Origin of the sequence: Anaerococcus sp. NML200574, assembly GCF_026131665.1 — a bacterium.
Lineage (GTDB): Bacteria > Bacillota > Clostridia > Tissierellales > Peptoniphilaceae > Anaerococcus > Anaerococcus kampingae.
The window spans coordinates 1-25,544 of sequence record NZ_JAMXSM010000006.1 but is presented as its reverse complement, the minus strand read 5'-3'; the positions used below and the strand labels follow the sequence as shown (position 1 = coordinate 25,544).

Genomic DNA, 25,544 nt, shown 5'->3' with positions numbered 1-25,544 from the left:
CTCCTTTTTAAACAAAAACTAGTTTTTGTTTAGGTAGTCGGCACAAGCCTTTGCGCTTGAATATGCCCACTGTATATTATATCCCCCACAGGCCCCATCCACATCCAAAACCTCGCCTATAAAGTATAAATCTTTTATATTTTTGGACTCAAAGGTCTTGGGATTTACAAATTTTGTATCAATTCCCCCAATTGTAACTTGGGCATTTTCCACATCATTTATCTCTTTTATCCTAAATTCCAAACCTTTAAGGCTTGCGGTGATTTTTTTAAGGTCCTTAGCACTTAAGGATTTTGCCTTGATATCTTCTCTAAGACCTGTGCTTTTTACTAGGTCAAAAATAAGCTTTTCGTTTATAAAGCCTGTCAAAAGCTCTCTAAGGGTCATATCTTTATATTTTCCCGCAAGAGCAGATAAAATATCCAAGACTTCCTTAAAATCATAGGCACTTAACAAGTCTAATTGTACCCTAATATCACTATTTTTAAACAGACCGTAGGAAATTTGGTTGGATAAATCAAGGATGGCTGTTCCTGTTAGGCCGTAGGGCTGAAAGATTACATCATCAGTAGAAGAGTTTATAAATTTACCGTCAATATATAAGCTCGCCTTGGCTGTGACCCTGACCCCCTTAGCTCTCTTTGAGAGAGGGTTTTGGCACTTATAATTAGTAATAGCATATGAAAAATCTCTTAGGGAATGGACTTTTTTAAGGATTTTAAAAATCTTGCCATCTGACCCACTTCCAGGTAGGCTCTTCCCTCCACTGGCTATTACAAGCCTATCGTAGGCATATTTGGCATCTTTTGTGATGACAAGTTTTTTCTCAAAGTCAATATCAAGGACATCTGCCTCAAAGATAAATTTGCTATTCGCCCTCATAAACAAGATGTCCCTCACAGTTTTTGAGCTAAGGGTTTGAGGATAGCACCTGCCTGATGGAAGATTTGTAGTTAGGATTCCTAGACTATTTAAGTAAGCGATTAAATCCTTGTTATCATTTGCTCTTAGGGCATAAGAGTAAAAGCCCTCATTGGATGAAAAATAAAAGTCATCTGAAAGATTGAGGTTGGTGAAATTGCACCTGCCATTGCCTGTGGCTAAAAGTTTCCTGCCAGCTTGGTCATTTTTATCAAGGATTAGGAGGTCTTTTTTATAAAGACCTGCAAAAAATAGGCCAGCCGCCCCCGCCCCTATTAGGATTGTCTTCATAAATCTTCCAAGACCCTTCTGATGGTTTCCTTTTCCTTGTAAGGAGTTTTTTCATTGCCATGAAGTTTGATGAAATCTTCCTCGCCCTTGCCAAGGCAAAGGACATAATCGCCAGGCTTTGCCATTTTTATAGCAGATCTTATGGCGTCTTCTCTGTCTTTTACAAGACTATAGGCCCCGTAATTTTCCCTAAAGCCTGCTACTATATCTTTTGAAATATTTTCGTAGCTATCAAATTTAGGATCGTCAGTGGTAATCATGGCATAGATGTCAAAATCTGATACAGTCTTGCCGATTAGGGCTCTAAATTCTTCATTCCTATCGCCCTGGATACCAAAGACTGCGATTTTCTTGGCATCTTCTGGCAAGGATTTAAAAATCTCCTCATAGGCCCTTGGTGTGTGGGCAAAGTCTACAACTAGATTTATACCTAGGTCATTTTCTATATATTCAAATCTTGAACCCACTCCTGGGAAATCTGTGATGACCCCTGCTATGTCTGTAAGGCTTGCCCCCATCATCTTTAGGGCTGCGATGGCTGCAAGGTTGTTGTAAAGCTCAAAGTCTGCTATTGTGTTAAGCTTAAATTTTACCCCGTTAATGCTAAAGTTCATAGTTTTTTCTGATTTTTCTATATCTACCGCCCTGATATTGGCTGTATCAGATTTGCCAAAGCTTATGGCATCTGGGAAGATGCTTAGAGCTTTTTGTCCCCATTCATCATCGGCATTCACTATCTTTATTTCCGAGTTTTCAAGCAAAATCATCTTTGCCTTAAAATAAGCTTTCATGGTCTTGTGATAGTCTAAATGTTCTGTGGAGAGATTGTTAAAGATACCGACCTTAAAGTTAATCCCAAAAAGTCTGCCCTGGTCAAGTCCATGACTTGATGCCTCTAGGGTTAGGTATTTAATTTCCTTTTCTAAACATTTATTTAAAATCCTATTTATCTCTGTGATATCTGGAGTTGTATTTGAGGTAGGGATTATCTCTCCTGCCACATTTGCCCCATCTGTACCTATATTTGCACAAGGACCAAAGAGCCTTTCAATAAGATAAGCAACGAGTTTGCTAGTTGTGGTCTTGCCATTGGTTCCTGTTACTGCCACAAGGTCCATCTTTCTTGATGGGTAATCTGATATTATATTTGAAAGTTTTGCAAAAATTTCCCTTGGATTTTCTACCCTTATATAGGTGACATTTGGGATAAATTCCACATCTTCTGAGTGGACAATGGCACATGCTCCATTTTTTATGGCATCAGCTATATATTTATGGCCATCAAAGATTGACCCCTTTACTGCCACAAAGATGAAGTTTTTTTCTACCTTTAGGGAATTATTGGTGACTCCCCTTATCTCTAAGTCAGGGCCCATTCTTAGGCTTTTATATTCAATTTTGCTTAAAATCTCGCTTAATTTAATCAATGTAGGATATAACCTTTCCTTTCTATGGCTTCTCTAATTTTTTTGACATGGTCCCTGCCATTGGTCTCTAGGGTTAGCTCTACATTTATATTCTTAAATCTAGATGCTTCCTTGAAGCCGTCGTGTTCTATTGATATTATGTTGGCCTTAGTTGATGTAATTAGGGTGAGTAGCTCATTTAGCTTTCCTGGAATATTAGCGATTTCTACATCTATCCTTGCAATTTGGCCAATTTCATATAGTCCCTTATTTATAAGTTGGCTGATAAAGGACATATCGATATTGCCGCCGCTTACCAGGCAGACTACGTTTTTGTTAAAAAAGTTTAGCTTATCAAGAGCTGCTAATGGGAGGATTCCTGATGGCTCTGCTATTAGTTTGTGCTTTTCAATTAGCTTTATAAAGGCCATGAGGATTTCCTCATCTGTTACTGTAATCCAGTCATCTACCACATCCTTGCAGATTTCGTAGTTTAGATCACCTACTCTTGCTACAGCTGTACCGTCTGCTATGGTATCTACACCTTCAAGGGTTACGATTTCGCCTCTTTTTATAGATTCTTTCATGGACCTGGCTGAATATGGCTCAACACCTATTACTTTTATAAGTGGTGATATTTGCTTGATGCATTTGGCAACACCTGATATGAGCCCGCCCCCACCTACTGGCACTATTACATAATCTACGTATTTGAGTTCATCAACTATCTCTAGACCAATTGTACCCTGGCCCTCGATTACGTCGAGGTCATCAAAAGGTGGAATAAAAGTATAACCCTTTTCCTCAGCTAGTTTTAGAGCGTGTTCCTTACATTCATCAAAACTTGCCCCATGTAAAACTACTTCAGCCCCGTATTTTAAAGTCCCGTCGACCTTGATCATTGGAGTATGTTCTGGCATACAGATTACAGCCTTCATGCCCAGTTTTTTGGCAGAAAATGCTACACCCTGGGCGTGGTTGCCAGCTGATGCTGTGATTATTCCCTTAGCTGCCGCCTCCTTATCAAGCTTAGATAGCTTGTTATAGGCACCTCTTAGCTTAAATGATCCTGTTTTTTGAAGGTTTTCTGGCTTTATGTAAACGTTGTTATTGCATCCTTCAGAAAAAACTTCGGAATAAATCAAATGTGTAGGGTTTGTTACTTCACTAACTCTTGCTCTTGCTTTTTCAAAATCAAACATAATATATCCTTTCATATTTATTGTATATTTTTATTATAACATGTATTTTGACATTTTTTAAGTTAAGTGTAAAATCTAGTCAAGATTTGTTTAAAAGTAGGGAGAAAATACAGTGAAGAAGATTGATAATATTAAAATTTATACAGGAACATTCATCCTAGGCATCCTAATCTTAACTATTTGTTTTATCTATAGATATTCATACATAGATATTTTAGGCTTTAAAAGGCCCCTTGCCCTGGCCAGTGTAATTTGTGCAGGCCTTGGTATATTAGGAAGTCTTATTGGCCTTATAGATGGGGTAGATAAGCACTTTAGGTCACCAATTTTAGGGCTTATCGTCCTTAACCTTGTGCTGATTTTTACCTATCCCATCCTAATAAGCCTAGAAAAGGCCCTAGCCCCTGTGGCAAGTCCATACAAGACCACATCGCCTGAAATCGCTCAGTCTACAAAGTTTAAATCTGACTCATCCTTCATAATAGAGGGTAAGCTCTATCAATTCCCGCTAAAACTAAAAAATTTCACCCAAAATGGCTTCACCTATTCAACCAAGGATGAAAATGGCAAAATCATAGCCACAATTTCACGAGAAGGAGATTCCTACCATCCAAACCCTACCTGGTTTACAGATGGGGTAAATAACGAAGTCTACAAGGAATTTTACCTCCTGGAGGCCTACTTTAATATGGACCTGGATTCTATAGAAAATAAGGAAATTAAAAGTCTTAAGGCCTCAGTTATTAATAACAACAGGGACTTTGAAGTAAGGGGAGTAAAGCTAGAAGATTCTATCTATGATCTTCAAAATAGGTTTAAGGATGAACTTACAGAAGATCCAAATAATCAAAATCAAACAATGAAGGCCTACTACCTAGTGGCAAGTGATGGCTACAAGATAAAATTAGAGACCCTAAATGGCATAGTCCAATCCATAGAAATCTACAAAGAGTCTGACCTTTAGGGCAGGCTTTTTTCTTGGAGTATAATAGAAGAAAGGAGTATCTGCAAATGGAAATAATCGAAAAAAGTCTCATAAATTTATTAAAAAATGACTACAGTAAGTCTGGTAAAATCTCAAAAGAAAAGCTCTACGCCAAGACATATGCCTATGATGAGAACCTAATCCGTCTACTTTTATCGGATAAGCTTATAAGGGATAAGTTTTTTGTAAAAATAGATCAGACCTATATTTTTAAGCTCAATGAATTTGTAGATTTTATAAATAACCACGACCTAGTCTGCTCCAAAGAAGAGATAATAGATGATATAGGATATTTTTTCTACCCCTATGATTATGAAATAAAAATCGACGAGATCCCAACATCTTTCCTTGATAATATCTATCTAGAAAACTCATCTCGGATAGATTTTAAATTTCAAACCAAATTTCTTCTAAGATACAAATCAAAGGATGAGAATAAGGAAATAAGAGAGCTTGGTCAAATCAAAATCTACAGGGAAGCTGATTCCTTTATAGATACATCCAAGGAAAATCCAATCAAAACTAGGACCTTTGACCTCTTAAGGGAAGACTTTGGCCACTATAGAGAAATTATAAAAATAAGTAATAATCTTACCGGCTATATTTCAGTCTTTGCAGACCCTTCTTATTATATAAGCTTGACAGAAAATCTGGGCAAAGCTAAGACCAAAAAGGTTCTTGAAGGCCTAAATGACCTAATCCTCAAAGACACTTCCTATTTTGATAATAAGAATATGGGCTACCACACCCTAATCAAGGACTCCCTCCTTAGGGAATTTGACAGTTTTAGCCTATCCTTCCTAAAGATTGCTAATGTCTTAAATGATTTTTACGGGCCTTATAAGCTTATAGATATATTTGCCAAGGTAAACGAAAAAATAAAAATAGCCAGGTATAAGGAAAACACCTACACCTATGAATTTGTATCCCTAGCCCTCGATCAGCTAAAAGACATAAGCCAAAGCAAGGTCAAAAGGCCTCAAAGTTTTTATAGGAAATATCTTTCTTGCCTAGAAATCGAATTTAGGGACAGCCTAAATATTTTTTCAAAGCTCAACGACTTTTATAATAAAATAGGGTCTAGTTCTGATAAATTAGCCGCCTTTGAAGAAGCTATAGTCTATGATATAGATCAATTGATAGAAAAACTAACCATAAAACCCTCTGATTATGAAAATCTCAAAAAGGATAGTAAAAATTTTCGCATAGGCCATTACACTTCCCTAGACAATCTCCAATTTCTAATCGATGATAGCATAGAAGAAATCGATGAAAAATATAGAAATAGGCTAAGACTTACCAATGCTAGGATGTTAAATGACCCGATGGAAGGCAAGGCCCTATTTGAATTTTTAAACGATGGAGATAGCGACTACCTGGCCAGGGATAATAACGGAAATAATAAAATCTATCTCTTATCAGCCTCATCTGCCGCTGATAGCCTGCCAATGTGGAAGCAATATGCTGATGATACCAAGGGAGTCTTTTTAGAATTTTCTAAAGAATTTGTAAAGTCAGTCATAAATGATAAGAAAATCCAGCTGATTAAGGTATTTTATATAGGCGATGGCAAGGAAGACCCACAAAGTGCTGAAATCTACGGACTTCTTAATAAATTAAAAATGGATTATAATTTCTATCTAGAAAAGATAAAGGAGACCTACAAGCTTGGAGAAAAAAATAAGTCCGAGCTTTTAAGGGCTATAAATAACGAAATTTATTTAAAACTTGATAAGATTTCCTATTATTTCAAAAAGGACCACTACGCCTACGAAAGCGAATATAGGATCCTTGTAGACCTAGACCAGGACCAAAACAGGGGTTATTTTAAGGAAATCAAATACACTAATAGGACCTTTCCTCTGCCATTTCTAGGCACCTACCTAGAAGATTACGACCTTAAATACCAAAGACTAATCTTTGGACCAAAGGCCATAGACAAGGACTACCTAGTCCCTTACATTAAATATTGCCTGGGCAAGGATATAGAAACTGTAAATTCAAACATAAGATATAGATAAAATAAGACAAATAAAAACTAGATGACAAGGAGAATTTTCCTGCCATCTAGTTTTTTTAATCTAATAATTCTTTAAGTCTGCCTGTGACCTTATAATCAATCTTTTTAAGTTCTTTTATAGATTTAACTCCCAAAAGGGCCATGACTTTTACAAGTCTTTCCCTAAGCTCTAGAAGATAATCATAGCAAGCATCGTAGCCTCCGAGGGTCAAGTATCTCAATGCTTCACCGCTTATAGCCGTCATATCAGCTCCTATTATTAGGGCCTTGGCCATATCTAGGGCATCTTTTATACCGCCTGAGCCTATGATAAATAGATCATCTGATAGGCTTCTAGCATCAATTATTGCCTTGGCTGTTGGCACTCCCCAAGAGTAAAACTCCTTATAATCTTCCTCAAAATCTCTCATATCTTCGATTTCGATGAAATTTGTGCCGCCAGAGCCGGCTATATCTACATATTTAATTCCCATATCTAAGAGGGTCTTAACAGATGCTTTTGAAAGGCCATTGCCTGTTTCCTTTACAATTATTGGGATATCTAGATTTTCATTTAAATTTCTAATATTGTCCTTCCAGCCCCTGAAGTCCCTATCACCTTCAGGCATGAAGAGCTCTTGGGCTAGGTTTAGGTGGACTTGCATGGCGTGGGCATCAATCATGCCTGCTGCGTTTTTGAAATCATCTAGGCTTCTTTCAGCTCCTAGATTGCCTATCCTTACAAGGTCCTTATCCTTTATGAGGCTAAAAGATTCTACCGAATCTTCTTCCTCAAGACCAATGGCTTGGCTGCCTAGGGCCATTGGTATGTTTAAGCTGGCACAGATTGATGATAGGTCTTCATTTATATCAGAGCTTACCTCTCCACCCCCTGTCATGGCATTTATCATGACAGGCATGGATATCTTTTTGCCTAGGAAGGTCACGCTTGTGTCTATCTCGTCTAGACTTAGCTCTGCTAGGGAATTATGCTCTATATAAATATCATCTAAAAGTGTTCCCCTAATAGGTTCTGTCTTTAGATAATTTTCTATATGTTCATCTTTTCTTTGTCTTCTTTTACTTGTCATCTCTACTCACCTTCTGATTGACCTTCTCCATCTATGCTTGGCATAGGTTCATATTCTATTATGTTTGATTCATTGCCTGAAGGAGCTTCCTTGGCCGGACTTTGATTTGGTTCTGGTTTGGCAGGAGTTGGTCTTTCTTCTTCTACAGGCTCTGTGCTTTGATTGTGGCTAGGTGTCTGTTCATACTCTTCTTCATGAGAATTCTGATAATTGTAGTTATTATTTGAATTATTATTGGTGTTATTTTGCCTATAGGTGTTGTTGTTATAGTTATAATTATTATTATAAGAAGGAGCTTGATTATAGACTGGAGCCTCATTGCTTGGTTGTGGCTTGGCTAGGTTTGGTATGAAGGTTTTAGTATCTGGAGTACTTTCCTCACTACTTTCCTCTTCATCGTTTGTTACAAAACCTGAGTCTTCTTCCTTCCATTTTGATAGTTTAAAGTCAGCAAAGACCTTATCTCTTATGGCCCAAGTTTCTTCTACATCTGGTATATAATAGCTTGTGGAATTTATAGTCTCTTCATGGCCTGGAACTGTGAATGTTTCTACCTTATCTGATGAGAAAGTATCTATATTTGATAAGAGATCAGCTATTACTGACATTGGTAGGTTGGTTTTAACATATTTGATGTAGGTTGAGGCTATTGTCATCAAATTCATTTGTTTAGATTTTTTGACTGCTTGGTCTACCATGGCCTTTACAAAGTCTTGTTGGGCTCCAACCCTTCCTATATCTCCTGTTAGATAGATGTGTCTGGTTCTTAAGTACCACATGGTCTGTGTTCCATCGAAGTGGTTCATACCAGGTCTGACATGAATGCCCCACTTATCTATTTCAACGCCTTCTGGCACTTGGTAATCTACTCCACCTATAGCATCTACTATGTCTACTAGGGCCTTGTAATTTATTTGAACATAATAATCTATGTCAAGACCTAAGAAGTTTCTTAGAGTCTGGATAGTTAGCTCTATACCTCCAAAGGCATGGGCGTGATTTACCTTATCAAAGCTTGTTCTAATCTTAACCCTAGAATCTCTTGGTACTGATAAAAGCTTAATTGTTCCATCCTTGGTGTTGGCCTTAAGGAGCATTATGGTATCTGTTCTGGTAAAGTCTTCGTTATTTTCCTCACCTGCTGCCTGGTCTACACCGACCATCAAAATTAAATATTCATTGTCACTTTTCTTTACGGCATTATCTTCAAAGCCACTGCCCGCATAGGTTGGATCTGTCCTTTGGTTTAAGAAATCAAGGGCAAATTTGCTGCCTATAAAAGAAAGGGCAAAGACAAAGACGATTGCCAAAATCTTTTTTATTTTCATAATTTTCCTTTACTTGTAATCTTAGGTCATTATACCCTAAGTTCTAGGCCTGATACAGAAATTATAAAAAAGATTCCCCAAGTTAATTTTAGATCAACTTGGGGAATCTTTTATTTTACAATTTTTATTACAGATGATTTAAGATAAAGACTTCCAAAGCCTTCTACCTTGCCATCTAGGTCGTGGCCATTTACTTCTTCATCTAAAATCCTTACATTTGTGACCTTGCTTCCTTGTTTTACAACTTCAGAGCCCATCTTAAGGTCTTTGATAATTGTGGCCTTAGCACCATTTTCTATAATATTTCCTACAGCATCTCTTAGTTTTTTCTCTTCTTCTACGACTGGCTCTTCATCTGACCACTCGTGAAAACATATCGGGCAAACATACATATGGCCATCTTGGTAGGTGAAATCTTCACCACAGGCTGGACATTTTGGTAAATTTGTCATTTTTTCCTACTTTCTTAATTCTTTTACTAAATTTGAAATTAATTTGAAATTAGAATCCTTGCTGTCAATTGCAAGGTCAAATAAGATTAATTCTGTATTTACAAGGACTGCTCCCATGTCTCTTAGGGAAGCCTTAGCACCATCTTTAAGCTCATTGGTAAATGATTCAATGGCATCATCTACATAAAAGACATTTAGACCTAGATCTAGAAGGCTTCTTATAGTTTGGTAGATGCAGATGTGGCCTTCAGCTCCTGTTACTACAACATTTTTAATATCATTGTCCTTAATGAAGTCCAAAACTTCTGGAATTAGGGCATTAAAACTTGTCTTTGGGAATATTTTCTCATCGCAAAGCTCAGCAAGTATTCTCTCATCTGACCTGCCAAGGCCCTTTGGATATTGTTCTGTGGCTATGATAGGAAGGTCATAGGCCTTAAAGGCCTTTATTAGGCCGACTGTATTTTTTGTCACCCTCTCGCCTTCTTCTACACTTGTCATTAACTTTGGTTGGATGTCTACCACCAAAAGTAGGGTTTTACTCCTATCTGTGTAAAGGCCATCACTAGCTAGGCTATTTGTATAAAATTTGCTGTCTAATTTTCTTTCCATAAATCCCCCTGTCTTAGGTCTTTTTCCTTTAGCATCTTGTCAATTTTTGTTAGAATCTTGCCCTTGTTCTTAGCCCGGGAAGGATAAGCTATAGCATCCCTCAGCCCATCTCCTGTTAGCCTATTAATTACTATATCCTTATCCAAATGAGTGAGAATTTCTACTATAGTATCTACATAAAAATCCTCTGTCATGTCATAAGAAAGGTCATTGTCCCTATAGAATTTTTCAAGCCTTGTATCCTTTTCTATATAGAGGTTGTGGATTTTGATTCCCCAGGGCCTAATCTCATTTATATAGTTGATGGCTTTTTTGTAATCATCAATATTTTCATAAGGAAGTCCTATTATCAAATGGACCAAGGTCTTAATTTTCCTGGCATGTAATTTACGAATTCCAAAGTCAAAAGTAGCATGATCATAGCCCCTATTTATAAGCTTAAGGGTCCTATCATTTACACTTTGCATGCCTAGCTCTACTATGAGAAAGGTCTTCTTGGATAACTCTTCCAAAAGGTCAAGAACCTCGTCATTTAAACAATCTGCCCTGGTTGCAATGGCAAGACCTATAATATTTTCTTCTTCAAGTACACCATAGTAGATTTTTCTTAATTTGTCAATGGGCCCGTAGGTGTTTGTAAAATTTTGAAAATAAGCAAGATAAGCCTCATTCCTACCTGCTTTTGACAGGCGAGCTTTCTGGTAGACTATTTGATCATGTAGGGATTTTTTCCCATAAGTCCATTCTCCTGATCCTGATTCTGAGCAAAAGATACATCCATCACTTGACAGGCTTCCGTCCCTATTTGGACAAGTAAAGCCCCCGTCAAGTGGGAGCTTTATAATCTTTTTATTAAATTTAAGCTTCATATAGGAACCAAAATCCCTGAAGCGTTTTTTATTTATCTCCATCATCTTCCTCTAGCAAATATATATCTACGCAGGCCTTTGGCGAAATCCTCTTTTCTATGCCATCTTTTTCGATGATGGCAGTCATATCAAAAGGGTCAAATTTTACAATTTTTACCCTATCACCTATATCGATACCCATGGACTCTGCATAATTTAAAAGACTACGCTCATCCCTTATCCTTCTTATGGTGTAGGTCGCTCCTGCCTTAGCTTCGCTCATCCTCACTAGGTCACGACCCGTACCTTCGTTATTTATATAGATAACTGATCCGTGGGGACAATATTTAGGGTGACCTAAAAAGTCGTTTAGCTTATCTAAAAGGTCATCCGGTGTGGCTGATTGGAGCTTATTTGCTATTTCGTGGACGTCTTTCCATGAATAATCCAAGGTCTCCTGGAGAAAATATTCCCAAAGCCTATGCTTAGATATTAATAGCCTTGCTAGGCTTACTCCCTTATCTGTCAGAAAATTTGTCTTATCATCCTTTATGAGGCCCTCAGTCTTGAGTTTCTTAAGCATCTCTGTGACTGATGGTGGGCTTATGTCAAGAGCTTGGGAAATATCCTTGTTGGTGATTTTATCATTTTCCTGCATCAATTTGTATATTATTGTTAGATAGTCCTCTCTTTGAGGATTGATTTTTTCCATAATTTCTACTCCTATCTAAAATATACTTCTTTATGATGATTAAAGCTAAATAGCTTGCCATATTGATTGTTGCAATCATACCTGTTATGGATACATTAAAATTAATGGCAAGATAAAAACCTATGCTTGGGTTTATAATTGAAGCAAGAGTCGCTAGCAAGAAAGCTTCCCTAAGACTTCTTGCAAATAAAAGAGCAATTGCAGCCGGCCCTATGAAAAATGAAATTACAATTATTGCCCCGACATTGTTAAAGGATGTTACTGCCACAAAGGATGTAATTGTCATCAGGCTATAAAAGATAAGACCTGTTGAAATTCCAACAAGGGATGCAAATTCTTCATCAAAACTTCCTATCTTTAATTTCCTATAAAATATGCCTATGAAAGCTATTACGCATATTAGGCTTAAGGCCGCTTCAAGGATTGATTTTGACATCTCTATCCCAAAAATTTCCGTCCTTATCATGGATGAGAAAATCACCTCGCCCATCATGACAATATCTGTATCTAGGTGGACATTTCTAAAAAATTTACTAATCAGGATGACCGCTATTGAAAATAGAAGGGGATAGACTATGGCTGTGGCATCATCTAGCTTGGCAAGTTTGAGCTTGCCAATAGATTCTATCAAAAACACAGTCACTAGGCCCATAAGGCTTGCCCCGATTATTAGAAGTGGACTATCTAAATCCCTAACTAGAAAAAAGGCCAAAACTATGCCGAGTAGGACTGAGTGGCTTATGGCATCTGTCATCATAGATAGCTTTCTTAAAACCAAAAATATTCCAAGCAGCGAACATGATATGGATGTGAGTATTAAAACTATGAGTGCATCTGTCATTACTTCCTCCTTAGAATTTTTATGATTTGGGCAAGGATGGCAAAGCTTGCCTGGATAATTATTATGGTAGGCCCTGTCGAAAACCCGCTATAGATTGTTGAAATATAAGAACCTATAAAGGCTGAAAGGGCTGAAATTACAATAGATATGGCCAAAACCCTGCCAAAGGAGTGTGAAAGCTTACTAGCTGCGAGTGTCGGTAGAACCATAAAGGATGCAATGAGAATAACCCCAACTGCCTTTATGCCCACACCTATGGTTAGGATTGTGATAAATAATACCAAGCTATCCAGGATTTTTGTATTTATATTTACCATATAAGCAAATTCCGGATCAAAGAGATAGGCCTTGATATGCCTGTAATTTAAGGCAAAAATTATCAGGGCAATAAGAAGGACTCCTCCTATTAGCCAGATGTCATCTTCCAAAAGATAGGCAGCTTGGCCGAAGATGTAATTATCAAGGCCAGCTTGTCTGGATGATGCAAAGGCTGGATTGCCCTGAATATAAGACTTTAAAACAAGTCCTAGGCCAAAAAATCCCGACAAGTATATGGCCATATTTGCATCTGGGCCAATCTTTGTATTCTTGCTTGAATATTCTATCAAAAAATAGGAAAGAGCCGCAGATAGGCAGGCCCCAATCAATAGGACCCAACTAGACTTCATACCTGTTAGGATAAAGGCTAAAACTAGGCCTGCATAGGTCGAATGGCCCATGGCATCGCCGATTAGGGATTGGTCCTTGTAGACATTGATAATTCCCACAAGGCTTGCAAGACTTGCAAGGAGAATTGTCCCTATGGCTATGATTTTAAATGAGTATGAAAATAATACATCCATATTAGCCCCTAAATCCCTTATCTATCTGACTATCAATGCCATCCACATTAAGAGGACCTGAATATTGGACTCCTCCATTTAAAACTAGAAGGTGGTCAAAATACCTATTTAGACTATAGATATTGTGGTGGACTGATATAATTGTCTTGCCCTTGGCCTGGAGGTTTTTAAATTCCTTGGCTATTATCTCTTCTGTCTTGATATCAACTCCTGTGAGGGGCTCATCAAGGATGTATAGGTCCACATCTTGGGCTAGGGCCCTTGCTAGAAAGACCCTCTGCTTTTGACCACCAGAAAGCTTTGATATTTGTCTGTCCTTTAAGTCAGCTATGCCCATTTCTTCCATGGCATGGTCGATTTTCTCCTTATCTATAGCTCTTAATTTCTTAAAGGAACCCAAATAAGGGAATCTTCCCATCTTTACAACATCATAGACCCTTATAGGGAAGTTCCAATTGACCGAATCTTTTTGGGGAACATAGGCTAGGTCAAGCTTGGCATCCTTAAGGTCTTTGCCCAAAATCTTGACCTCGCCCGAGTCTTTTTTAATTAGGCCAAGAACAGCCTTAAGTAGGGTGGACTTGCCTGCTCCATTTGCTCCTACTATGGCTGTTCTTGAATTTAGGGGGATAGTGAGGTCTATCTTAGAAAGTACCTGGTTTTTTTCGTAAGAGACGGAAAGGTTCTTTACTTCAATTGCAGGTCTCATTTAAGCTTACCTACTATTAAGTCTACATTGTGTTTGTACATTTTTATAAAGGTGTCAGCTTCCCCGCCTTCTTTGGATAGGGAGTCTGAATATAGCTCTTGACCCTCGCCTGATACTACCTCTGTTTCAAAACCTTTAGATTTTACAACATCTCTTAATTTTTCCATTCTTTCTGGATTTGTTGTTGATTCTGCAAAGATTGCCTTAATCTTGTGGTCTGCTATAAAGCTTGCAGTATCTTCAAGGTCCTTATTTGATACTTCAGAATCTGTTGAAACTCCTTGTGGGGCTAATACTTCAATCTTATATCTTCTTGAGAAATAATTGAAGGCATCATGTGGGGTGATTAAATATCTTGACTCTTCTGGGATTTTTGCAAGCTCTTTTTTGTTATATTCATCAAGATCATCGAGCTCTTTTATATACCTGTCGTGGTTTTTGTCAATTTCTTTAATCACTTCCTCATCATCTTTATAAAGCTCTTTTAACTTGTTAGCTGTATTAGTGAAGGCCTCCTTGTATAGGTCTATATCAAACCAGAAGTGTGGGTCTACTATAGTCTCCCCATCTTGGTCCATTTGACCAATCTTATCCTTAGGGAAGGTTTCGGTTACTGCATAGCCGCTTGCTTCTAGGGCATCTACCATCTTGCCTTCAAAGTGAAGTCCGTGGTATAAAACTAGGTCGGCATCCTTTATCTTGTTATAATCTTCAGGCTTTGCAACATAAAGGTGTGGGTCTTCTCCAGCTGGGATAATCATAGAAAGATTAGCCCTATCACCTATTAGTTCCTTTACCATATCGGCTATAAAAGTAGTTGTAGCTGTGATGTTTTTCTTTGAAGGATTTGAACTCTCTTCGCTCTTTACTTCTTCTTTTGTCTCTGCACTTTTGTCAGTATTATTTGTTTTAGCTCCGCAGCCTGCAAATACAAGTAAGGCTAAGAGGCTAAATAATATTTTCCTTGTCATAATAACTCCTTTTAAAATTTTTCTTAAGTTTATTATAACATCTTTATTTATTTTGTCAAAATATATTTTTAGGTATACCTAAAAATATATTCAAGCAAAGAAAAACCAGGAAAACTTAAGCTTCCTGGCATTTTTATTTTAATTAAAGATTTAATTCAGCTAGGTCGTGACCTGTATCTTCTGCTATTGATTCAAGGACTACCTTGCCGTCATAGAGATTGATTCCACTCTTAAGTTCTGGGAATTTCTCAACAGCTGCCGCAAGTCCTTCCTTTCCGATTGCCTTAGCATAGAGGGTTGTGGCATTAGATAGGGCGTAGGTTGATGTCATAGCTACTGCACCTGGTATATTTGCTACAGCATAGAAGATTACGCCGTATTTATTAAATACTGGATCAGTGTGGCTTGTTGCGTGATCTTTTGTGATATCTGTAGAACCACCTTGGTCTATAGCCACATCCACTACTACAGAACCTTCCTTCATTTTCTTGACTGTATCTACCTTTACAAGTTGAGGAGCACGTCTACCTGGGATTAGGACTGTAGAAATAACTAGGTCCGCCCCACTTACTGCCTCATCAATGTTTAGAGGGTTTGAATAAAGGGTTTCAATCTTATCTGGGAAGAGGTTGTGAAGTTTGGTTAGGGCATCGATATTTACATCTAGAACTGTTACCCTAGCTCCCATACCTACTGCTATCCTTGTTGCTGCTGTACCTACTGTACCAGCCCCTACAATTACAACATGGGCAGGTCTTACTCCTGGCACACCTTGAAGGAGGATTCCCCTACCACCTTCTGGTTTAGTTAGGTATCTTGCCCCTTCTTGGACAGCCATCCTACCAGCAATCTCACTCATTGGTTGAAGAAGTGGTAGCTTTCTATCCTTCTCTACAGTTTCAAAACCAATTGCAGTTACCTTTTTCTTTAGCAATTCTTCTGTAAGCTCAGCATTTCCTGCTAGGTGGAGGTAGGCATAAAGGATGAGTCCTTCTCTGAGGTATTTGTATTCTTCCTTAAGAGGCTCCTTGACCTTATAGATCATCTCAGCCTTCTCCCATACATAAGCAGCCTTATCAATTATTTTTGCACCTGCTTCTTCATAGTCCTTATCGCTAATTCCAGAGCCCTCACCAGCTCCCTTTTCTATTAAAACTTCATTTCCATTTTTAACTAAATCAGCCACAGCACCTGGTACTACAGCCACTCTAGATTCTTGGTCTTTAATCTCTTTAGGTATTCCTATAATCATTTTATATCCTTTCTTAATCTGTTAAACTCGTCTTTACTTCTACATTATACCGGTTTTAGGCCTAAGAATAAATTCTTCTTATAATTTTTTTATAAAATATGCTAATTTCCTTGTTAATTTATAAGTTTATCGAAATAAATTTAGCGATGTTTTAGGGCTTTGCGAGTAGATTGACAAGAAAATATTTATTTTTGTAAATCATAAAAATGCGGATAAAATAATAAAATACTATTATGAAAGGAGATACATATGAAAGATTTTTTTGAAGCAATTAATACATTTCTTTGGGGAGCCCCCCTTATTCTTGGCATTATGGGCACTGGCCTTATCTTGACTCTTGTTTTGGGCGGCCTTCAATTTAGAAAACTTGGCTTTGCCCTTAGGAATACTCTCCTAAAGGTGTTTGATAAGTCACATAAGGACCATGACGGAGATATTTCTCCTTTTGCGGCCCTTTCTACTGCCCTTGCTGCTACTGTCGGTACCGGCAATATCGTAGGTGTCTCCCTTGCCATTATCTTGGGTGGACCTGGGGCTATCTTTTGGATGTGGGTGGCCGCTATCTTCGGTATGGCTACCAAATTTTCCGAGGTAAGCCTTGCCCTTGCCTTTAGGGAAAATAAGGACGGACGCTTTGTGGGTGGACCTATGTATTACATTAAAAATGGTCTAGGAAAGAATGGCCTTGCCAAAACTTTCGCCCTATTTGCTGGTATTGCTGTTTTTGGTATAGGCAATTCTACCCAATCAAACGCTATAGCAGGTGTCCTTAAGAGCAATTACAATATCAATCCTCTTATTACAGGCCTTATCTTGGCTATTATTGTTGGCTTTGTAATTGTTGGAGGGATCTCTTCAATAAGCAAGGTTACCTCAAAGCTTGTCCCTCTTATGAGCCTACTTTATATACTCGGTTCTATTTATCTTTTATTTTTAAATAGGGCCTATATAATTCCGGCTTTCAAGTCAATTTTCCTAGGAGCTTTTTCACCAGCTAGCCTTGGCGGATCTTTTGTCGGCCTTACTTTTAAACAAGTTATTTCATCTGGTGTTGCTAGGGGTGTTTTTACCAACGAAGCAGGTCTTGGTTCTTCACCTATAGCCCATGCAAGTGCCTCTACAGACCACCCTTGCCGCCAAGGGCTTTGGGGAATGAGTGAGGTTTTTGTTGATACAATTATTATCTGTACCATGACAGCCCTTGTCATCCTAACAAGCCAAATATCATGGACATCTAGCTCTGATGCCTCTAGCCTTGTGGCAAATGCCTTCGCAGAGTCCACAAATTACGGGTCTTATGTAGTAAGTATTGGCCTAACTCTTTTTGCCCTATCTACAATCATGGGTTGGGCTTATTATGGAGAAACCGCCCTCACCTATCTTTTTGGAGATAAGATTGTAATTCCTTATAGGATTTTGTATATAATCTTTGTCTTTGTTGGTGCAAATGTTGATCTGGGCCTTGTTTGGATTATTGCAAATATCCTAAATGCCTTAATGGCCCTACCAAACCTCTACGCCCTAATCATGCTAGGCCCTGTAGTTAAAAGGCTTGCAACTGACTTTTTTAAAGACCCAACAAGGATTCGTAAATCACCTGATGAGTACAAAGACCTCTTAAATATAAAATAATATAGTATAATACTAGTATGATTAAATTAATTACTATTGATGTGGACGGTACACTTGTCACCCCACTTAAGAGACTCAGCAAAAAAAACATAGAAGCAATCGATAGGGCAAGGGATATGGGAGTCCATATAGCCCTAGCCAGCGGCAGGCCATATCATTCAATGGAAAAATATATAAGAAGGCTAGGCCTAAATAGAAAGGGGCATTTTACAGTCTGCCAAAATGGTTCATATATCTTTGATAATGCGACCGGCAAAGCAATTGGAGGAAATTTCCAAACTATTGATGATCTTAAAAAACTTGATGACCTAATGACTCCTTATGATGTAGAAGTATCCGCTATGGATGATATAGGTTTTTATTCAAGGCATAAAGAACCAAATTTTTATACTCAAATGGATGCAGCAATCAACCAGCTAAAATTAACTAAGATTGACTACGACAAAGTATCCAAAGACAAGGACTTCGGTAGATTTCTGATTTTAGGCTCAAGAGCAAGTATAAATAAGGTTCTTAAAAACAAACTAAAAATCCTTAATGAAGATTATTATGCAGTCCAAACCGCACCCTTCCTCATAGAGGTCATGAACAAAAAGGCCAACAAGGGCCACGCCGTAAAGCTTATGGCGGAGATGTTAGATATCACTCCTGATGAAATCATGTCCATAGGCAACGAGAAAAACGACATACCAATGCTAGAGCAAACTGGCTTTCCTGTGGCCATGGCAAATTCAGTCGATGAATTAAAAAAACACGCCAAATTCATCACCAAGTCTAACCTACAAAATGGTGTAGCCTATGCTATAAACAAGCTAATTGACAATAATTTAGAAATTTTTGAATAAAAAATGACTAAGCGAAAGTTTAACTTTTGCCTAGTCATTTTTTTCATTCTAAATAACCCATAGATCCTTTAAGGTCATTTTTAAGTTCATGTCTAATTTCTTCAAGCCTTTTTATAAGAGTTTCCAGATTTCTAAGGCTTACAACTACATCAAATTGCCTAAATCTCATCGAAGCCCTAAGGCCAATATCGGTAAATTTATTAGTCACCTTGCCCGATTCGCTCATCTTTGATGGGAGCCTTAAAAATCCCGCAAGATTTGTGTCATTATCAATATCATAAACCATGAGGTCAGCCTCAAGTTTAAGCATAGACTTTTGGACCCTGTCGATATTTTTGTTCATCTTATCAATCTTTGATCCCCTTATAAAATTACCGAGGAAATTGCCCCTAAGCCAGGAGCTTGCAGAAAAATCATATTTATTGTCAATAGACTGTAGGCTTTTAATCACAATAGCCCTAGTCTGACGCACCTTTCTTAAAATTTTATCAGTCTTAACTAGTTTTTTTTCTAAATTAATTACTCTTTCAGTCATATAGCCTCCTAGGTTCTTAAATAATTTATACCCATTTTTAGAAATTTGAACAAAATTTTATGATTAGTATAATTTATATGTATTTAGTAAAAGAAATGAGGAAAAAATGGCAGATATTTTATACTACAAATCCCACTTAAATAGTGATTTTGATAAATTTAAACAAATTTGCGACACCCACGATGTAAATATAATAGAAGTAGACGAAAAGGAAGTAGACCACCTAGTTGGCTACCTTTTAGGCCTTGAGGGCTTTGCTGAAAGCAAAAAGGAAGTAATAGATAAAGAAGCAAATATCGACTTTGACTTCATCCTATTTTCCAATTTTGACAATCAAAAGATGTTTGATGTAATCGATGCCCTTAGAAATAATCAGGTCAATGTACAACACAAGGCAGGAGTTACAGAAAATAATATCAAGTGGTCCCTAAGAGAGCTTTTAATAGAAAATGACAGAGAAGCAAGGACCATGGGCCTTATCCATAAGATAAATGGCCAATTAGAAAAGGCCTCAAACCTTAAGGAAAAATATGGTGAAGATGCCAAAACCAAGGCCCTAATCGATGAAATCAAGGCCTTTTTCAAAGATTCATCTATCTTTAGCATAGAGATGGCCAAGACCTACTACCTAAAATTATTAGATGAAAATATAAGGGTAGAAAACGAAAATAAATAATCATAAGAAAAACTAGCGAATTTTTATTTGCTAGTTTTTTAACTTATACATATAAAGCTAACAAAGACTTCATTTGTGGTATAGTGATTAAGAGACAGTTTTGCATACATAAAAAGAGGTGAGCCAATGTCAATAATAGATGACATAAAAAATATATTTACCAAAGAAGACAAGATATTTTATGCCCCAATTAAGGGGGAAATTACAGAAATAAAAAATTGCCGCGACCTAATTTTTTCTGAACAAATCGTAGGGCCTGGTGCTCTTATCATAGCCGATGAGGGCAAGGTCTTTGCCCCATGCGATGGCAAGATTACGATGGTTGCCCACGGCAAACACGCTATTGGAGTTGAAAGTAAAAGAGGCATCCAAGTCCTAGTCCATGTTGGCATAGGGACAGTTGAGCTTGAAGGCAAGGGCTTTAATGCATTCGTAAAATCTGGCCAAGAGGTCAAAAAAGGCGACCTCCTTCTAGAATTTGATCTTGATGCGATCAAAGAAGCTGGCTATAGCCTAGAATCCCCAGTAGTTATCACTAATCCAACCATCAAAAAAGTTAAATTATCAGAAGCAGAAAATGTAGAAGTAGGAGACGAGCTCTTTAGCCTATAATATGACTAAAAAACTAATTGCAGTAGACCTGGACGGGACCCTACTAACAAGCACAAATACCATAAGTAAGAAAAGTAAAGAAACCATAGAAAAAGTCCTAGATTTCGGCTATAAGGTCGTAATCATCACTGGTAGGGACTTTTACGGATCGATCAAGGTCGCAAAAGAGCTTTTTGATAGGCATGAAGGCGGCCTTGTAGCAAGCTCAAATGGCGCCCTAGTCTTTGACCTTTCCAAAAATCAGCCAATCATAAACCACACTATCCCAAGAGAAGTCGTGAAGGAAATGATTGCTTACGGCAAAAGCCTTGGCCTTAATTACTTAATTTATCACGATAATAAAATCCTTGCAGAAAAAGATGATGCCTACGACCTAGACTTTCTCTCAAAGAAAAACAAGCTAGAAGTAGAAATCATAAAAGATTTAGCAGATAAGCTTGATTTTGACCTAAACAAACTTTTATTTTCGGCAAAACCTAGTCTAATTGAAAAGGTAAAGTCAGATTTTGAAGAAAAATTTAAGGGTAAGGTAAACCCGATCCATTCTATGCCCCAATTTCTAGACTGCATGCCAGCTGGTATTCACAAGGGCAGAAGCCTTTTGGAAATAGCTGACTTTTATGGAATTGACCACAAGGATACCCTAGCCTTTGGCGATGAAATCAACGATGAAACCATGATAGAGATGGCAGGCACTGGAATTGCCATGGCAAATGCCAGTGATTATATCAAAAATCTTGCCGATGATATCTGCCCGACAAACGATGATGACGGCATAGCCCTATATTTAGAAAAGAATATTTTGTAAGGAAAAGAAAGGAAGAAAATGACGAAACTAATTGTAGTAGACGTAGACGGAACACTTGTAAATAGCAAGAGTCAAATTACAGAAAGGACAAAAAACGCCCTAATAAGGGCAAGCAAAGAAGGACATGAGGTCATGATAGCCTCAGGAAGGCCTACTTCTGGAATCTATGCCCTAGCTTCTGCCCTCAAATTTGACGAATTTGGTGGTCTTATCTCATCCTTTAATGGTGGCATGCTCTATGATTATAAAGAAAAGAAGATACTAGCCAACCATCCAATGGACTTAAGTCTTGCCAAAGAAATCCTAAAATTTTCCAAAAATCTTGACCTAGAGCTAATGGTGCCAAAGGGAGATTACATAATAACAGATGATGCTAGCAAGCATTATAGCAATTGGGAAGCCCAAAACCTAGGTGTCCCTCTTAAGGAAGATAAGACCATCAGAGATAGCATTGACTTTGAGCCAAATAAGTTCCTCTTCGCAGCAGACCCAGAAAAAATTGACGAGCCTCGCCAAAAATTAATAGAAAAATTTGCTGACAGGACTGTCCAAGTCCAATCATTGAGGTTCTACCACGAAGTCATGCCCCTTGGCCTATCAAAGGGCAATTCTGTCCTAGAAGCAGCCAAGATCCTAGGCATAGGTACAGATGATATCCTAATCTTTGGCGATGAAATGAACGATATAACAATGTTTGAAATCGGCGGAACAAGGGTTGCCATGGGCAATGCAGTTGACCATATCAAGGAAATCGCCGATCACATCACCCTATCAAATGATGAAGACGGGATAGCAGCCTACCTAGAAGAATATTTATTTTAAGGAGAAGATAATGAATGTAATAATAGCCCAATCCGGTGGACCTACATCAGTAATAAACTCATCTCTTGCAGGTGCTATTGAAGGTGGCATAGACAATGACTTTAACCATATCTACCTATCAAATAACGGCATCGAAGGCATCCTCAAAGAACATATAGAAGAAGTCGACCAAGAAATCTTTGCCAAGGACAATTGCGGCAAAAAACTTATGGCCAGGCCATCATCAATACTTGGTTCCTGCAGGTATAAATTATCAGATGATCTAGACCACCCAGACTATGCCAAAATTTTTGAAGTCCTAAGGAAAAACGCCATCGACCTCTTTATCTATATTGGCGGCAACGACTCTATGGACACAGTCACAAAACTAAATAAATACATGGTAGAGAAGAAAATCGAAGACATCCATGTCATAGGATGCCCTAAGACAATTGATAACGACCTAATGGGTATGGATCACTCCCCAGGCTACGGATCAGCTGCCAAATACATAGCATCCACAATCAGGACAATCAGGACAGATGTCGATATCTATGACCTAGAAAGCGTGACCTTTGTGGAAATCATGGGCCGCCACGCAGGCTGGCTTGCAGCAAGCTCTCTTGTGGCCAACCACAAGGCCAAAAAAGATCAGGTCAACCTCCTCTATATACCAGAAGATGAGAAATATCTAGATGATATCTTTGATGAAATAAAAGAGGCCCTAAAGGCTGAAAACAACCTCATAGTAGCCCTAGCTGAAGGCTTTAGGGACCTAGAAGATAAGCTAAACGAAGAAGTCTTTTCAAATAGTAAGGACGGTTTCAACCACCCTGTAGTGGCAGGAGTTGGCGAAAGACTAGCAACTATGGTTAGAGAAAGGCTAGGAGTCAAATCCAGGGCAATAGAGCTAAACACAGTCCAAAGGACCAACACCCTAATAAGTAAGACAGATGCAGAAGAAGCCTACAAACTAGGCTATAGGGCAACAGAGCTAGGAATCGACCACACCAACCTAGTCCCAGTCTTAAGAAGAGCAAATAATGATAATTATGAAGTCACCTACACAGAGGTCAAACCATCAGAAATAGCCAACAGAGAGATGATGATTCCAGTAGATTGGCTAGGTGATAAGAAAACCTTAGAAGAAAAAATGATAAACTATTGCCTCCCACTAATCCAGGGAGAAGTAGCCCAGACCTACCAAGACGGCATGCCAGTCTTTATTGAGAAAGAAGATTTTATAAAATAAAAACAAATTCCTATGGCTTTCAGCTGTAGGAATTTTTACTATAATAAAAATGAAATTATCTCGAATATAGACCCATGCCAATCTTATCCCGAGAGATTTGAGGGAACGAGTATTAGAATTACAACATTCCCTCGCTTCGACCGAAGTGGAGAAGCCTATTAGAACTGCTAAGTCTTTATTATTTATTTTAATCCATGAACCACTTTATTTTCACAAGCCTTAGAATTTATGCGTGCGCTGCTCTTAGAAAATCATGGATATAAGTATAGCTAATAGGTCTCTCGACTACGCTCGAGACAAGGGAACTTTTATATTAGCTATTTTATTAAATTCTATACTCATTAAATAAAAACTCTATTACAATTTTCAATTCTCTCATCCTCCACTAATTAAAAAATAAACATTTTTTTGAATTTTTAAAAGCTAAGGTATAATGATAGTCTGAATTACATACAAGGAGACAATTTTGAACAAGAGAAATAAAGACATACTTATTAGCGGACTTGCCCTTTTCGCTATATTTTTTGGTGCGGGCAATTTAATTTTTCCACCCTATCTGGGTGTCATAACTGGAGATGGATGGGCTTCTACCATGCTAGGATTTTTGCTAGCAGACCCTGTTATTCCGATTTTTGCAGTAATCATGACAGCCTTTGCTGGAGGGCGTGCTGTAGATATCGGCAAGCGAGTGGGCCCCAACTTTTCTAACATTTTAACTATAGCATCTATCATCTGCATAGGTCCTGCCTTTGCTATCCCAAGGACAGCAGCTACTACCTATGAGGTAGGCTTTAAGTCCTTTTTCCCAAACCTACCTATCTGGACTGTAACTTTAGGATTTTTTGCCATCACCTTTATCCTTTCCTTTAGGGAAACAAGTGTAGTAAATATCATAGGCAAATATATAACACCCTTCCTCCTATTTTTCCTATTTGTATTAATAGTTAAGGCTATTATTAGTCCAATAGGAATGCCAGTTCCTAGCGATGTTAAGGATGGATTTTTCGTAAAAGGATTCTACGAAGGCTACCAAACAATCGATGCCTTTGCCTCTCCCCTTTTTACTGGTATTGTCGTAACAGACATGATTAGAAAGGGCTATGGCAAGACTAATCAAAAGGAAAAAATGTCTTTTATCATAGCTGTAGGCTGTGTGGCATCAGTTTTTCTAGCCCTAGTCTACGGAGGACTTACCTATCTAGGGGCTAATGCCAGTGGGATATTTTCCCAGGCAGACTCCCGTGTAGAAATCCTAATAAACCTAGTCTACATGGTCCTAGGAAATTTCGGCAAATTTGCTATAAGCATCTCAGTAAGCTTAGCCTGCCTTACAACAGCCATCGGCCTTACCTCATCAGCTGGTAATTTCATCGAAAACTTAACAAATGGCAAGATAAAATATCTTTACACAGCAATCTTTGTAACCCTAGCAAGCTTTCTCATCTCATCTTTGGGTGTGGATGCTATAATAAACCTTGCAGCTCCAGTCCTAAATATAGGCTATCCAATCATAATTTGCCTGGCCTTTTATATGATTTTTGATAAGAAAGTCCCTTACAACATGGCCTACATCCTCATGGTTACAGCAGTAATTATAACAGCTGTCATAGAAACTTTTGGCAAAAAATTTGGCCTTATAGGACTTGTAGACCTTATACAAAACCTACCCCTAGCAAAATTTGGCTTCACCTGGTTCATCCCTTCCCTAATATGCTTCATCCTTGGAATAATTTTAGGAAGGCTTGGCCTAGGCAAGAAAGTGACCTATAAGTAAATACTTAAAAAGACGAGCATTAAGGTGACCCCATAAAGTTGGACCTATTAGCAGAGTTAGTGTTAAAGCTTACTCTGCTATTTCTTTGTCCTTTCCTACCCCTAGGGGTAGGAAATTTTTATGCTGCATTCTTCTTTCTGTATTCTA

At 38.0% G+C, this 25,544-nt stretch carries 25 protein-coding genes; 10 read left to right on the top strand and 15 right to left on the bottom strand.

Annotated features, from left to right (window positions below):
• Positions 1 to 18 precede the first annotated feature (18 nt).
• From NH286_RS04555 to ilvA, 3 genes are read right to left on the bottom strand one after another with little or no spacing between them, the layout of a single operon-like run.
• On the bottom strand, positions 19 to 1,212 hold the full coding sequence (locus NH286_RS04555; protein WP_265237261.1) for an aminoacetone oxidase family FAD-binding enzyme: 1,194 nt from the start codon (positions 1,210 to 1,212) through the stop codon (positions 19 to 21).
• On the bottom strand, positions 1,209 to 2,639 hold the full coding sequence (locus NH286_RS04550; RefSeq protein ID WP_265237259.1) for a UDP-N-acetylmuramoyl-L-alanyl-D-glutamate--2,6-diaminopimelate ligase: 1,431 nt from the start codon (positions 2,637 to 2,639) through the stop codon (positions 1,209 to 1,211). The genes NH286_RS04555 and NH286_RS04550 overlap by 4 nt, the downstream gene beginning before the upstream one ends.
• Complete coding sequence (ilvA, locus tag NH286_RS04545; RefSeq protein ID WP_106461615.1) at positions 2,636 to 3,820, bottom strand: threonine ammonia-lyase; 1,185 nt, start codon at positions 3,818 to 3,820, stop codon at positions 2,636 to 2,638. Before ilvA ends, NH286_RS04550 begins: the two co-directional genes overlap by 4 nt.
• Positions 3,821 to 3,932: 112 nt before the next feature.
• On the opposite strand from ilvA, the gene NH286_RS04540 reads away from it, so the two are divergent.
• A complete protein-coding gene (locus tag NH286_RS04540) occupies positions 3,933 to 4,784 on the top strand; it encodes a hypothetical protein (protein WP_265237256.1) in 852 nt (283 codons plus the stop codon).
• 47 nt (positions 4,785 to 4,831) lie between these two features.
• Complete coding sequence (locus NH286_RS04535; RefSeq protein ID WP_265237253.1) at positions 4,832 to 6,826, top strand: DUF2971 domain-containing protein; 1,995 nt, start codon at positions 4,832 to 4,834, stop codon at positions 6,824 to 6,826.
• A gap of 55 nt (positions 6,827 to 6,881) precedes the next feature.
• Here NH286_RS04535 and fni read toward each other — a convergent pair whose 3' ends face one another.
• From fni to ald, 11 genes are all read right to left on the bottom strand, one after another.
• On the bottom strand, positions 6,882 to 7,895 hold the full coding sequence (gene fni / locus NH286_RS04530) for a type 2 isopentenyl-diphosphate Delta-isomerase (RefSeq protein WP_265237251.1): 1,014 nt from the start codon (positions 7,893 to 7,895) through the stop codon (positions 6,882 to 6,884).
• 2 nt (positions 7,896 to 7,897) lie between these two features.
• On the bottom strand, positions 7,898 to 9,223 hold the full coding sequence (locus NH286_RS04525; RefSeq protein WP_265237249.1) for an LCP family protein: 1,326 nt from the start codon (positions 9,221 to 9,223) through the stop codon (positions 7,898 to 7,900).
• Positions 9,224 to 9,333: 110 nt separating this feature from the next.
• Positions 9,334 to 9,675 carry a zinc ribbon domain-containing protein YjdM gene (locus tag NH286_RS04520; RefSeq protein WP_106461606.1) on the bottom strand — a complete coding sequence of 114 codons (342 nt, stop codon included), beginning with the start codon at positions 9,673 to 9,675 and terminating at the stop codon, positions 9,334 to 9,336.
• Positions 9,676 to 9,681: 6 nt separating this feature from the next.
• Positions 9,682 to 10,287 carry an isochorismatase family protein gene (locus NH286_RS04515; RefSeq protein ID WP_265237246.1) on the bottom strand — a complete coding sequence of 202 codons (606 nt, stop codon included), beginning with the start codon at positions 10,285 to 10,287 and terminating at the stop codon, positions 9,682 to 9,684.
• Positions 10,272 to 11,198, bottom strand: coding sequence for a TIGR01212 family radical SAM protein (locus NH286_RS04510; protein ID WP_265237244.1), 927 nt, complete (start codon positions 11,196 to 11,198; stop codon positions 10,272 to 10,274). Before NH286_RS04510 ends, NH286_RS04515 begins: the two co-directional genes overlap by 16 nt.
• A complete protein-coding gene (locus tag NH286_RS04505) occupies positions 11,185 to 11,847 on the bottom strand; it encodes a metal-dependent transcriptional regulator (protein ID WP_265237242.1) in 663 nt (220 codons plus the stop codon). The genes NH286_RS04510 and NH286_RS04505 overlap by 14 nt, the downstream gene beginning before the upstream one ends.
• Entirely contained in the window at positions 11,780 to 12,688 is a 909-nt protein-coding gene (locus NH286_RS04500; RefSeq protein ID WP_265237240.1) for a metal ABC transporter permease, read from the bottom strand. Before NH286_RS04500 ends, NH286_RS04505 begins: the two co-directional genes overlap by 68 nt.
• The gene (locus NH286_RS04495; RefSeq protein ID WP_106461598.1) at positions 12,688 to 13,530 is read right to left on the bottom strand and encodes a metal ABC transporter permease; all 843 of its coding nucleotides are present in this window, start codon (positions 13,528 to 13,530) and stop codon (positions 12,688 to 12,690) included. The genes NH286_RS04500 and NH286_RS04495 overlap by 1 nt, the downstream gene beginning before the upstream one ends.
• 1 nt (position 13,531) lies before the next feature.
• Positions 13,532 to 14,239, bottom strand: a complete 708-nt coding sequence (locus NH286_RS04490) for a metal ABC transporter ATP-binding protein (protein WP_106461596.1) — start codon at positions 14,237 to 14,239, stop codon at positions 13,532 to 13,534.
• Positions 14,236 to 15,210, bottom strand: a complete 975-nt coding sequence (locus tag NH286_RS04485) for a metal ABC transporter solute-binding protein, Zn/Mn family (protein ID WP_265237237.1) — start codon at positions 15,208 to 15,210, stop codon at positions 14,236 to 14,238. Before NH286_RS04485 ends, NH286_RS04490 begins: the two co-directional genes overlap by 4 nt.
• Positions 15,211 to 15,352: 142 nt before the next feature.
• A complete protein-coding gene (gene ald, locus NH286_RS04480; RefSeq protein ID WP_265237235.1) occupies positions 15,353 to 16,462 on the bottom strand; it encodes an alanine dehydrogenase in 1,110 nt (369 codons plus the stop codon).
• Positions 16,463 to 16,711: 249 nt separating this feature from the next.
• On the opposite strand from ald, the gene NH286_RS04475 reads away from it, so the two are divergent.
• Both NH286_RS04475 and NH286_RS04470 read left to right on the top strand, forming a co-directional pair.
• The gene (locus NH286_RS04475) at positions 16,712 to 18,094 is read left to right on the top strand and encodes an alanine/glycine:cation symporter family protein (protein ID WP_265237232.1); all 1,383 of its coding nucleotides are present in this window, start codon (positions 16,712 to 16,714) and stop codon (positions 18,092 to 18,094) included.
• Between the two features lie 17 nt (positions 18,095 to 18,111).
• The gene (locus NH286_RS04470; RefSeq protein WP_265237230.1) at positions 18,112 to 18,939 is read left to right on the top strand and encodes a Cof-type HAD-IIB family hydrolase; all 828 of its coding nucleotides are present in this window, start codon (positions 18,112 to 18,114) and stop codon (positions 18,937 to 18,939) included.
• 43 nt (positions 18,940 to 18,982) lie between these two features.
• Here NH286_RS04470 and NH286_RS04465 read toward each other — a convergent pair whose 3' ends face one another.
• Positions 18,983 to 19,474: a hypothetical protein gene (locus NH286_RS04465; RefSeq protein WP_265237228.1), complete on the bottom strand. Its 492-nt coding sequence runs from the start codon at positions 19,472 to 19,474 to the stop codon at positions 18,983 to 18,985.
• Between the two features lie 106 nt (positions 19,475 to 19,580).
• Here NH286_RS04465 and NH286_RS04460 point away from each other — a divergent pair, with 106 nt between their 5' ends.
• From NH286_RS04460 to brnQ, 6 genes are all read left to right on the top strand, one after another.
• Positions 19,581 to 20,150, top strand: a complete 570-nt coding sequence (locus NH286_RS04460; RefSeq protein ID WP_265237226.1) for a DUF3783 domain-containing protein — start codon at positions 19,581 to 19,583, stop codon at positions 20,148 to 20,150.
• Positions 20,151 to 20,276: 126 nt separating this feature from the next.
• Complete coding sequence (locus tag NH286_RS04455) at positions 20,277 to 20,762, top strand: PTS glucose transporter subunit IIA (RefSeq protein WP_265237225.1); 486 nt, start codon at positions 20,277 to 20,279, stop codon at positions 20,760 to 20,762.
• Between the two features lies 1 nt (position 20,763).
• Positions 20,764 to 21,570 carry a Cof-type HAD-IIB family hydrolase gene (locus tag NH286_RS04450; RefSeq protein ID WP_265237223.1) on the top strand — a complete coding sequence of 269 codons (807 nt, stop codon included), beginning with the start codon at positions 20,764 to 20,766 and terminating at the stop codon, positions 21,568 to 21,570.
• An 18-nt stretch (positions 21,571 to 21,588) separates the two neighbouring features.
• Positions 21,589 to 22,392, top strand: coding sequence for a Cof-type HAD-IIB family hydrolase (locus NH286_RS04445; RefSeq protein ID WP_106461583.1), 804 nt, complete (start codon positions 21,589 to 21,591; stop codon positions 22,390 to 22,392).
• Positions 22,393 to 22,402: 10 nt separating this feature from the next.
• Entirely contained in the window at positions 22,403 to 23,623 is a 1,221-nt protein-coding gene (locus tag NH286_RS04440; protein ID WP_265237221.1) for a diphosphate--fructose-6-phosphate 1-phosphotransferase, read from the top strand.
• 466 nt (positions 23,624 to 24,089) lie between these two features.
• Entirely contained in the window at positions 24,090 to 25,397 is a 1,308-nt protein-coding gene (brnQ, locus tag NH286_RS04435; protein WP_265237219.1) for a branched-chain amino acid transport system II carrier protein, read from the top strand.
• Positions 25,398 to 25,544 lie beyond the last annotated feature (147 nt).